We start from the raw sequence: 11,421 nt of genomic DNA, 5'->3' as shown, positions 1-11,421 counted from the left end.
AAAGTTTTTAGGGTTTAATGAATAGTTGCTATAAATTAAGCTTATAAATTATTGCTAAATATATTTGGAATTTAAACTGAATTTTCCAAAAAAAGTTCAAATGAGCTATTTAGGGGGTAAAAAGAGTGCGATAGCACAGCTAAATGTAGTTATCGTGCTTCCATTGGCTATTTGTTATAAGTATTGATATGTAAGAAATACAGGGTAGTTGCTTGTCAAGAAATTTTCGTGTATTTTGGAAGTAAGTTATTCGCTCTGCGTAGGTGCTTATTAAGATGAAAAATAGAATTAGTGAGAGGGAGTGCGATCGCGCTAGCGGAACGGAGTTCTATCGCGTCAAGTAAGAGGGAAGAGGGAAGAAGGAAAAAGGAAGAAGATTGATTTTTGCTGCTGTTAGTTTAACTGAAAGTCTTTACCTGTAAGGTTTTTAGGGTCTAACGAATATAATAATAATCTTAAATTATAAATTATTGCTAAATATATTAGGAATTTAAACTGAATTTTCCAAAAAAAGTTCAAATGAGCTATTTCGGAGGAAAAATGGGGTAAATTTGGGTGCGATCGCATTCTAATAGGCCATTTATTAAAAGTATTGATATGTAAGAGATATAGGGTAGTTGCTTGTCAAGAAATTTTCGTGTATTTTGGAAGTAAGTTATTCGCTCTGCGTAGGTGCTTATTAAGATGAGTAAAGGATTTTCGGGTGGGAGTGCGATCGCACTCTTACTAATATTTATGATGTGATGAAAAAATTTTGAATCATAAATGGAAAAACGTTAGTTCAATAATGGATAATTGATAATGGATAATTGATAATTAGGGTTTGCTGAATAAAGTCTTTCGGTAGTGGTAGGAGTCAACCTACCCCTAGCCCCTCCCCCTCCCAACCCACCCCTAGCCCCTCCCAGGAGGGGAGGGGAAGTCAGGACAAATGGGAATTTATTAGGAGGTAATCAGAAAAATTGTAAGAGTGATTTTTCTGCCATAATCGCCCCAAAATACTAGCAAAATACTAGCTTTATGCAGCTCTTGCCACTGAAAAGCTGACACTTTTTTAGACCAAAAAATGCTACTACTAATATCAGTAAATGCTTTGATATTTAATCGGCAAGCCCTAATTACCTCTCCCTAAAAGGAAGAGGGTTGAATAATAGGTAAAAGACTTACAATATCAACTTTTTTCGGTTTACTTCTGAATTATTATAACAATCATTATCTAAGGACTTTTCAATCTGATGAAAAAACCTAGATAGAATATTATATTCCGACTGCAATACAATTAATAGTTATAGTTATAAACTTGGTGTTATGGAACAGATTGTCATTGAAGCAGCAATAAAAAGCTTTATTCCACAGTTAGTTAAAGAGTCTTTTTCTTTCTTAGGGAAAGTCACTAATGAAACTAAAGGTCTATTTGATAAAAGTTTGCATAAATATTTTACTAAACAGACACAGCGATACTCCTATATAAAAACTATTTTAAATGGTAATAAACCTGTATATTTATATGATATTTATTTTCCACTTAATCTTCAACGAAATGCAGAGATAATTAATACAGACAAAATTTCCAATTTCTTTATAAATACTAATTTTGTAACTATTTTTGGTAATGCTGGTAGCGGTAAAAGTACCCTAGTTAAGCATTTATTTATTAATTCAATAGTCGAAAAATATGGTGTACCGATATTAATTGAATTCCGATATTTGAATGATTATAGCGGATCGATTGAAGATTATATTACTGAAGTAATATTTGAAAATCAAGTATCTCAAAGTTTTGATATTTTAAAGAAATGGCTCAAAACAGGAAAGTTTGTATTTTTCTTGGATGGATTTGATGAACTAAATAATGATATTGAAAGAACAATACTTAAACAACTTACTTCTTTTCTGCATAAGTATAATGACAATAAGTATATTTTAACTTCAAGACCTTACACTAATGTAGAATTTATGCCATTATTTCATAACTATCAGATTGAAACTCTTGGCGAAGAACAAGTTAAAAGATTTATCAAGCTTCAGTTAAAGAATGAAGATGAACTCAGCCAAAAAATTATTCAGTCTGTAGAGAATACCTCTCAAACATACATAACAAGTTTTTTGTCTAATCCCCTTCTTTTATCTCTGTATATTCTAACTTTTCAAAGCAACCCTGATATACCAAATAAAAAGTACATCTTCTATCGGCGTGTTGTTCAAGCACTGTTTACAGAGCATGATAGCAAGTCCAAACTTGGATATATTCGACAACGTAGAAGCAAACTAAATCAAGAACAATTTGAGGAAGTCTTAAAGCGTTTTAGTTTTCTTAGCTTTTTTGAAATAAAATACATTTTGACCTTGATTATGTACTAAAAACTCTAGAGACAATTAAATCGAAGTTAGAGAATTGTGAATTTAGCTCTCATTTATTTATTGATGATTTAAAACTAGGTCTTGCTCTTTGGGTAGAAGACGGTAATAAAATCCAATTTGCACACAAATCTCTTCAGGAATACTTTGTTGCCCTATTTATAACAGACTTAAATATTGAGCAGAAAAACATCATTTATTCAAAAAAAATTATAGGCACTTTATATTCAACAAATGAATGGTCTAACTTTTTATCTTTATGCGAGGAAATGGATAAAATTTCCTATTCAAAGTTGTTTTTGCTACCTGTGATTAATAAAGTTATTAATAGCTTATCTAACGATAATGATGAAGAGCTTATTTCTAAAATTGTCAACGAATCATACTCATTAATTGGCATTGGCGAACATAGCCTTACAATTTTTTATAGGGGTCATCAAGCAAATTATCTGGAACAAATTAGAGAGATAGAACCTCTCTTTAAAGAGCTAAGGACTTTCATTTCAGAGAGAATAAATTATATTGCTAAAGGAAATTATTTTAGAGACGAAAGATGGACTTTAACAGGCAATCATATAATACACGACGACATTGGCAAAGAAGCAATATACTCTTTTAACTTAAATCCCTTACCTGAAAACATACTTATTCATTTAAAATAACAAGGTATTATTGAGGAAATAGGAAAGGTTAAAAAAGACCTTGTAAAGCTCCGAAGCTCAATCGAAAAATTTGTAGAAGATGCTGAAAAAGCCAATGATGAACTAATTGATATGATTTAATTACTAACTAAAAAGACTTTTCAGTAAAGGATAAATCTAATGAGTCTGTCTACCATTGATGAAATAGTCGAACAATTAAAATCCATGCCACAACACTTGCAATACCAGGTGCTTGAATTTGCTCAGAAATTGCTAAAAACTGAAGTCAGAGGTATTTCAGGAAAACAATTATTACCGCAAAATTCTTGTATAAAGCCTCCCCTTTTAAGGGGATAAAAAAATAAAATATTCCTAATGTAAAGCCTCCTTATTGCAGAGTTACTGATAACTGAAATAACCTTTTGCTGGCTCAATTTCTCCTGAAGACCTTCAAAATATGAGCGAAGCAATTAAACAAGGTTGTGAACAAATAGATATTAATGAGTGGTAAATGCCTTCTAGATACAAACATTATTATTGCTCTCTTTGCCGACGAAGCAGTTATTAGAGAAAATCTTGCTCAAGCTGAAGAAATTTTCATCCCTAGTATTGTAATTGGTGAGTTATATTATGGTGCAAGAAAATCAGGGCGTGTTTTAGCAAATTTAGCAAGAATAAATGAGTTAGTTGCTAATAGTGAAGTGCTTGGGTATGAAATTGAAACTTCTCGACAATACGGAGATGTGAAAAACAATTTAAGGCTCAAAGGAAAGCCATTACCAGAAAAAGATATTTGGATTACAGCACTAGCTTTAAAATATGCTTTGAGCTTAGTAACACGCGATGCACATTTTCAACAAGTTGAGAATATACAAACTGTAATTTGGTAAGTATCTCGTTGCCAAAATAGTTTCAAGTAGTAGACTTTATAATTCATCATAATCCATTTCTTAATTTGCTATAAATAATTTAGAATTCATGTATCTAGTAAAATAAAGTAGGAAAAAATGGAAATTGCTCCTAAAATTGACGAAGAACAAGCTCAAAAAATGGCTTTTATCCAAGAAAAAACTCAACAAAATATCTATAAAATTGTCAGATATGCCCTAGAAGATTATTACGAAAAAGTCTTAAAAAACTCTAGCAAGCACCTCCAAAAATTTAGCCAGCTTGGTTTTATTGGTTGTATTGAGGCAGAGCCAGATTTAGCTAAAAATTGTGAAGCAATCTTGATGAAAGAAATGAGAGAGGCTGAATGATTATTGTTGATACCAGGTTTTTGGTTGCCTTATCTAACAAAAATGATAACTAACATAAAACTGTTCAAGGCATTTTCTTGAATCTCCTAACTCTACATTTTTATTTGATTATGATATTTTTTAACCCTAATAATTACCCGTTATTCTGCTTCCAAATCTTCAATTTTTAACTTTTCAATACGGCTAAATTATTTTAAATTATGAGTCACTAATATTAAATTATTTGCCAAAGCAATAGACGCAATTTGGATATCGTTTGAACCAATAGGTGTTCCAGCCTTAGCTAAATCAGCCCGAGTTTTACCATAAATTTCAGCACAGAAATCATCAAAGGGTAAAGATACAAACTGCGATACAAACGATTTTTGCAGATTAAAATTTTTTTGAGTGTTATTACTCCTCAATAGCTCCATAAAATAATTCGGCTTTGACCACAGAATAAACGGCATTTTTTTCAGCCTCTAAATTATCAATATAACTCTTAATATTTGGCACTTTCCCCTTCAGATACATGATGAAAAAAAAATTATCTAGTAAATAAATGAAAGAATTATTACTCATTAAAAGCTCCAACTAAATCATCATCTATCTCCTCATAAATTCCCAGATTATCCTCTACCAAATCAAAATCGTTGAGTATCTTTTGCTGCAATGGAAAATTTATAGAAGAAGAACTATCTGAATTATTAATCAGACTATAGGCATTCAGAATCTAGACATCAAGAAAACTTTCATAATATTTACCCAAACAGGGATAAAATCAATAGTTAAGCAGCTTTCGAGCAACTAAAAATATGACTGATATAGTTTATTTATTGCGTGAACTGTAGCTTACACCTTTAAAGCAGAGGAAAAATATCAAGTATTTCTTCAACAGGAATCTGATTACTATGACATTAGTCGTACTTTGCTTGACTTTCCAAATTCATATCCTCAACTCCTAAAACAACAAGTTGATGAATACATACAAAAGGTGGCAGATATTCGGAAGTTTGCTCTTAGAATTGAAACTGGGAGTCCTCCATCTGCTCTTTAGGAAGTAGAAGTGCTATTGTTTGTCTTTAGCTGAAATAGTAAATTTCCTATGACTGAGCTATTATTGATTTAAACTTATTTCTACAAATGAACTATGAAGAAGATTTTTGAACTTCTCAATACAAAGATAAACTTAAAGGAAGTTTTAAGCAAAGCTCAAGTTAGAATAAAATTACCAATACCATTTATAAGTTACGAAATTCCTCACTTTTAAAATCACCCAAAAAACCCCTCATAGATACTGATAACTGATAATTGAAATGACTTCCTATCCAAAACCATGTAACTCATCGCCTTGCAAAATTCCAATAGCAAATAGCACGATAATTTCTAGTAATTCTAACTGACCAAATATCCTCCAAATCGATTAATACATTTAAAATGTAAAGAGGGATGAAAAGAATTATTCGACCATAAACAATTCTCCCTCTTGCCGAATCTTCTCCTATTCCCTTTTTCCTATATAAAATTAATTAACCAACAACTCTAATGAGAAGTAAGTACAACTCTGCTGAAAACTCTGTCAAGAAACGAACAAAGTTTGGAATATTCTCCCAGACTCTTTTGACAGTATTCCTTGTTGCCTTAATACCCTCAGTTGGATTACTTTTCTCTATTCGTTATCAAGAAAAGATTCAAATAGAAAGCTTAGAAACCGATTTTAAGAAACAAGCTCGCATAAGCGCTTTACAAGTAAATAGTTGGATAGAAAATACATTTCTTTCTCTTCACCAAAATGCTGTAACAAGTAGCATAATTTCTATGGATGCAGAAGCTCAAGTCCCTTTGCTCGAAGCTTCAGCACAACTCCCAGAATTATTACTCTCCTCATTCCGCGTGCCATTAGATACTGCGAAGACCGAATGCAACAAAGTAATGACCTGGAGAAACCACCCTTTGATATTGCTCTTATCGATCTGCAAATGCCAGGCATAGATGGTTTAAAACTGGTTCAGCATCTCAAAGCTGATGCCCGCTTCGCATCCCTAGGGCTAGTAATGATGACCCCCATGAGCAATCATTATGATATTCCTGTTTTGATAGACCGGGAGGTTCAGTTCTGCATCCACAAGCCAGTGAATCCTACTGACCTCTTCAATGCTCTAGTCACAGTGAATGATAGTAGTAAGGTATTGCTAGAAAATCAATTGTTTCCAGAGGTGCAACCAATCAAGGAATCTGTAAACCTCCAATCTGCAAAAATAGTGGAGCATGATTGTGCATCTGTGAAATCTTGGCCAGATGGGACAAGAATATTGCTGGTAGAGGATAATCAGGTCAATCAATTGGTGTTCAAGGGTTATCTGAGAAAACTTGGTTTAACAGCTAAGTTAGCAAATTGTGGGTTAGATGCCCTATCTGCATTAGAAGAAGCTATTGATAATGAACCCTATACCTTGATTTTTATGGACTGTCAGATGCCAATAATGGATGGTTACGAAGCCAGTCTCTTGATTCGTCAAGGCAAGGCAGGCGATCGCTACCGAAAGATTCCTATCATTGCTGTGACAGCTAATGCGATGAAAGGAGACCGGGAGAAATGTATTGAGGCTGGCATGGATGACTACATAACTAAGCCAATCAAACTACAGCATTTGTCTAAAATTTTGGATAAATGGCTTTAGAAGAAAGAAGGAAGAGGGAAGAAGCAAGAAGGTTGATTTTTGCTGCTGTTAGTTTGGCTGAAAGTTTTTACCTGTTCAGAAGGAAGTAAGAAGTAAGAGGGAAGAAGGAAGAAGATTGATTTTTGTTGCTGTTAGTTTGACTGAAATTCTTTACCTGTTCAGAAGGAAGAAGTAAAAGGGAAGAAGGAAGAAGGAAGAAGATTGATTTTTGTTGCTGTTAGTTTGACTGAAATTCTTTACCTGTAAGGTTTTTAGGGTTTAACGAATCAAATTAATAAGCTTACTTTATAAATTATTGATAAATATATTATAAATTTAAACTAATTTTTCCAAAAAAAGTTCAAATGAGCTATTTCGGGGGAAAAATGGGGGAAATTTGGGTGCGATCGCCTTTTCATAGGCCATTTGTTATAAGTATTTATATGTAAGAGATATAGGGTGGTTGCTGGGAAAGAAATTTTCGTGTATTTTGGAGGTAAGTTATTCGCTCTGCGTAGGTGCTTATTAAGATGAGTAAAGAATTTTTGAGTGGGAGTGCGATCGCGCTAGCGTAACGTAGTTTTATCGCGCTCCCGTCAATATTATGTAAGTCAAACTACAATTAATTATGTTTATATCAAATCACTATTATGGCTACTAAAAACATCGATCTAACTTTGAAATGGCTACTTCAATCTGAATGGCGAGAGAAATTTATTCCTAGTTTAGGTAGAGAGCCATGGATAACTGTTTATTTCGATAAAGTTACTGAAGACGAGAATCTCGGCATATTTTCAGCCTTGATTCCAAATGCTTATGTTGAAACTTCTCTAAGCCAGATTTCTTGGGATTTTCATCTTCAAGATGGGCATCCATGCTTCAACCGAAGCAATAAAAATCCTACCTATTTGAGGTTTGGAAAATTAGATGATGTAGAACCCTTTATAATTCGTAGAGATTTTCATGGCATTCGCGACTCATATAATGAAATCATTGAAGAGTTTCGACACTTCCATCGTTTGTACCACGATTTTGAAAAAAATCAACTTTTCAAATTTGATGATAGAGGAGATGAAACTGTAGTAGCAAAACTTGAAATGGATAAAGTTGAAGTTCATCTCAAAGAAGTGCGTCAATTTCTTGCTGTAAAAGAGATGCACTTAGCAATTTATTTTGACTTTAAACGATACTCTGAATTAATACTTGATGAATTTCCACAGGAAGTAGAGTGTAGAAAGGATTTAACTTACTATAAACTTCGGGCAAATTTGGCAGAAAATTCTCATACAGCCAAGTACAAATCCTTCTCATACTTGTGTGGAAAAAAACTGATTTCTCCATTTCCACTTAATCACTGTGGAATGTGGCCATTCAACGATCAGGACAAGGAAGACTACATTGATTTCATTATTGGAATAGATGAAAAAGGAGATTCAGTCAAATATTCTTGTAATCCAGATATTCCTAAATATTTCACACGTGTTTTCTTTCGGCGGGAGGTTCTTACAAAATATTATGCTCATCCAGAGCGATACTCGGTTGAGGATGGATTTCTCAGATGTCAAGGATTATGGGGATTGAAACTTGATAATAATCATCCTGAATACATAACTGTCTTCCTTGGAGACTTAGCATCTTTGCCATCAGATGAACAAATATATTGGCGTAGTTACAATATTCTACCTCAAGGAAAGATGAGTAAAGTTAATTTTGAGCGTAGCTTTGAACTAACACCTGCTCCTCCAGAACAAATTGACCTTATGTTTAAGGATCGTTTTGTTAGGTTTTCTAAGAATTGGAAAGAATCTATGGGATGGAGTCTTTTTCTGGAATTAGCTGAATCAGACCAGTATCTTTTTAACACTTTGCGCATTCCTCTGACAAATAGTCAGGCAGAATTTGATCCACAGGTTCTTGCTCTGACAAAGGTTTTGATTGACTCTCTAAATGAGGGTGAAATTGTTAAGGCAACACCAGGAGGTAATACCGAAACAAAGGGAATATCTAAATTCGAGCAGTTCCTCAAAGCTCATCAATACCCAAATTATGAGCACCAGATAAAATTCTTGAGAGATTTGCAAACTCTTCGCTCAACTAGCGTGGCTCATCGTAAGGGCGACAATTACAAAAAGATTGCCAAAGCTTTCGGATTGAAAGACAGTAACCGTTCTGATGTGCTCAAGAAAATTCTTGTTGAAGTTAGAGACTTTCTTGTATCACTTGAGAGACACTTTTGTGAATAAAGCAGCAAGTAGGGAAAGACCATGATATTCCTCCCAAAAAGACGGTAAAGTAACAGACTTCATAACTTATCGAAGTAACAGGGAAGAAAGAAGAAGGTTGATATTTAATTTTTGCTGGTGTTGGTTTGACTGAAAGTCTTTACCTGTAATGTTTTTAGGGTTTTACGAATAGCTTTCATAAATTAAGCTTATTAATTATTGCTAAATATATTTGAAATTTAAACTGAATTTTCCAAAAAAAGTTCAAATGAGCTATTTAGGAGGAAAAATGAGGCTAAAAAGGGTGCGATCGCGTCTTGATTGGCCATTTGTTATAAGTATTTATATGTAAGAGATATAGGGTGGTTGCTGGGAAAGAAATTTTCGTGTATTTTGGAGGTAAGTCATTCGCTCTGCGTAGGTGCTTATTAAGATGAGTAAAGAATTTTTGGCTGGGAGTGCGATCGTATTCTAAATAATTTGTTTTAGGAAGTTTCAAACTCATTGTTGGATATATTTAATCCCAAATAAATATATGATTACTAAGTACAGGACAAAAATTTTAAAACTCTATGAAAATCAGCTATTTTGCTAGATATTTTGAGTTCCATGAAACCTTTTCCTGTTATAGAAGTCAAGTTTTTTATCCTGTACTTAGATTATCAAAATAATCTCTTTATTGTTGAAGATTGAAGTTAGGAGATCGCCGGGTTCGTAGCGATCGTTAAGGACTAGAACAGTCTAGGTCTGGTGGTCTGTCAGAGCGAGCGTGGGCATTCCTAGTTCCACGGCTCTATCTATTTATCTGTATAAATAATTGTGGTAATTGGGATGCCCTGTCCAATAAGCTATAGTTGCTATGAATATATAGGCCAACAAATGACATTTTTTTAGATTTAAAAATACTTGTTTAAATTATAATTTTTATAACCTTACTGAAATAGACTTAAATCAAATGTTACTCTCAACCTTTTCAGCAACAATTAGGTATCTTACTCGCTTGGCTCGTGAAGTTGGTTATCTAAATTTTGGATACCGCTATTTGTTAAGAAGATTTTATAAACTTATAAAAGTAAATCAAAAAATCGTTTTATTTAACGATGTAGAAATGACACTACCTTGGAATAGTAGATTTGCAACAGAACTTTTTCTCAAAGGAACTAGACTTGATTGGGGTAGTGAAGTGTTATTAACTAAATTTTTAGATAAGGGGAAAAGCTTTATTGATGTTGGAGCTAACATAGGATATTACAGTTTACTAGCTGCTCCCTTATCTGATACGGTGTATGTGTTTGAACCAGATCGAAGAATAATTAAAGACCTCGAAGAAAATCTTTCTCAGTTTCCAAACATTAAAATTATTCAAGAAGCTCTTTATTCTGAGCCAGGTAGTATGGAATTTAGTCTATCTACTATGTCTGAGCTAAATTCACTTGTAAAAACAGCTTCAAAAGGTGAGAAAGTATTAGTTAAAGTTAATACTCTAGATAATTTGATGTTAGATTATCCATCGCTGAGTGTGTCATGTATTAAGACAGATGCTGAAGGAGTAGACTTTGATATTCTATTAGGTGGAAAAAATCTTTTAATCCGAGACCAGCCTCTAGTCTTATCAGAACTTTATCCTAATTCAAAGCTTCTGAAATTTATTAAGTCTATTGGATTTTCATGCTTTGCTTTTGCAAAGCCCAAGGATAAAGTTAAATATTATCTGCCACCAAAATTTATGAAAATTGAGTCAAAGCCTGTAAATGTTCAGCTCAAGATGATTTTTTTAGTACCTGGTAGACTCTTATTAGAGTTTGAAAAATTAATTGATGATTAGTGTTCTATTTCATTGTTATATTGCCTTTGAGTATCTTTTTTTGCTGCAACGGAAAATTTCTAGAAAAAGAACTATCTGAATTATGAATCAAACTGTAGAAATTCAGAATCTAGGCATCAAGAAGACTTTCAGAATATTTACCAAAACTGGATAAAATTAATAGTTAAGCAGCTTTCGAGCAACTAACAATATGACTGATATAGCTTATTTATTGCGTGATGAGTAAATTAGTTTCATCTGTTTCGTCTATAAATAGGGTTTGCTGATTAAATCTAAAAGCACTGACATATAAAGGTTGAGCGCATTTTTTAGTAAAAAAAAGTTCAAGCTTTTAGGTCATAATGGTTCAAAAAATTAGCATTTTAGGCGGCTTTGTTGCGCAGAATAATCCCTTGATTATTCTTCCTCCTACCTCCTAATTAATTCCCCGTTCCTCCTGTCTCCTGTCAGATCGGACGAGCCCACGTCTGAACTCAA

The 11,421-nt window shown here is 33.2% G+C and carries 10 protein-coding genes and 1 pseudogene; 8 read left to right on the top strand and 3 right to left on the bottom strand.

Translation table 11 applies throughout. The features are described 5' to 3' along the window. The first annotated feature begins 1,308 nt into the window (after positions 1–1,308). The 5 genes from F6K54_RS00050 (at position 1,309) to F6K54_RS00030 (ending at position 4,258) form a co-directional block, all read left to right on the top strand. The gene (locus F6K54_RS00050) at positions 1,309–2,361 is read left to right on the top strand and encodes an NACHT domain-containing NTPase (protein ID WP_293072748.1); all 1,053 of its coding nucleotides are present in this window, start codon (positions 1,309–1,311) and stop codon (positions 2,359–2,361) included. Between the two features lie 266 nt (positions 2,362–2,627). After that, complete coding sequence (locus tag F6K54_RS00045) at positions 2,628–3,020, top strand: hypothetical protein (protein ID WP_293072745.1); 393 nt, start codon at positions 2,628–2,630, stop codon at positions 3,018–3,020. A gap of 159 nt (positions 3,021–3,179) precedes the next feature. Beyond that, entirely contained in the window at positions 3,180–3,356 is a 177-nt protein-coding gene (locus F6K54_RS00040) for a hypothetical protein (RefSeq protein ID WP_293072742.1), read from the top strand. 143 nt (positions 3,357–3,499) lie between these two features. Then, the gene (locus F6K54_RS00035; RefSeq protein WP_293072739.1) at positions 3,500–3,889 is read left to right on the top strand and encodes a type II toxin-antitoxin system VapC family toxin; all 390 of its coding nucleotides are present in this window, start codon (positions 3,500–3,502) and stop codon (positions 3,887–3,889) included. 117 nt (positions 3,890–4,006) lie between these two features. Then, a complete protein-coding gene (locus F6K54_RS00030) occupies positions 4,007–4,258 on the top strand; it encodes a hypothetical protein (protein ID WP_293072736.1) in 252 nt (83 codons plus the stop codon). Positions 4,259–4,446: 188 nt separating this feature from the next. Here the strand turns inward: F6K54_RS00030 and F6K54_RS00025 are convergent, their stop codons facing one another. Then, positions 4,447–4,707, bottom strand: coding sequence for a type II toxin-antitoxin system VapC family toxin (locus F6K54_RS00025; protein WP_293072733.1), 261 nt, complete (start codon positions 4,705–4,707; stop codon positions 4,447–4,449). A 1,401-nt stretch (positions 4,708–6,108) separates the two neighbouring features. Between F6K54_RS00025 and F6K54_RS00020 the strand changes: the two genes are divergently transcribed. Beyond that, on the top strand, positions 6,109–6,918 hold the full coding sequence (locus F6K54_RS00020; protein ID WP_366557998.1) for a response regulator: 810 nt from the start codon (positions 6,109–6,111) through the stop codon (positions 6,916–6,918). 629 nt (positions 6,919–7,547) lie between these two features. Further along, positions 7,548–9,140: a hypothetical protein gene (locus F6K54_RS00015; RefSeq protein ID WP_293072731.1), complete on the top strand. Its 1,593-nt coding sequence runs from the start codon at positions 7,548–7,550 to the stop codon at positions 9,138–9,140. A 274-nt stretch (positions 9,141–9,414) separates the two neighbouring features. On the opposite strand, the gene F6K54_RS00010 is transcribed toward F6K54_RS00015, so the two are convergent. Continuing rightward, the gene (locus F6K54_RS00010) at positions 9,415–9,624 is read right to left on the bottom strand and encodes a hypothetical protein (protein WP_293072729.1); all 210 of its coding nucleotides are present in this window, start codon (positions 9,622–9,624) and stop codon (positions 9,415–9,417) included. Between the two features lie 245 nt (positions 9,625–9,869). Beyond that, a pseudogene (locus F6K54_RS43665) lies at positions 9,870–10,005 on the bottom strand (PHP domain-containing protein); the annotation flags it as partial. A 69-nt stretch (positions 10,006–10,074) separates the two neighbouring features. Between F6K54_RS43665 and F6K54_RS00005 the strand changes: the two are divergent. Next, positions 10,075–10,944, top strand: a complete 870-nt coding sequence (locus F6K54_RS00005; RefSeq protein ID WP_293072726.1) for an FkbM family methyltransferase — start codon at positions 10,075–10,077, stop codon at positions 10,942–10,944. Positions 10,945–11,421 lie beyond the last annotated feature (477 nt).

The sequence above is a fragment of the Okeania sp. SIO3B5 genome, from assembly GCF_010692555.1.
In the GTDB taxonomy this organism is placed as follows: Bacteria; Cyanobacteriota; Cyanobacteriia; order Cyanobacteriales; family Microcoleaceae; genus Okeania.
Note: the sequence above shows the minus strand (reverse complement) of the source record. Positions and strands in the feature narration are given on the sequence as shown.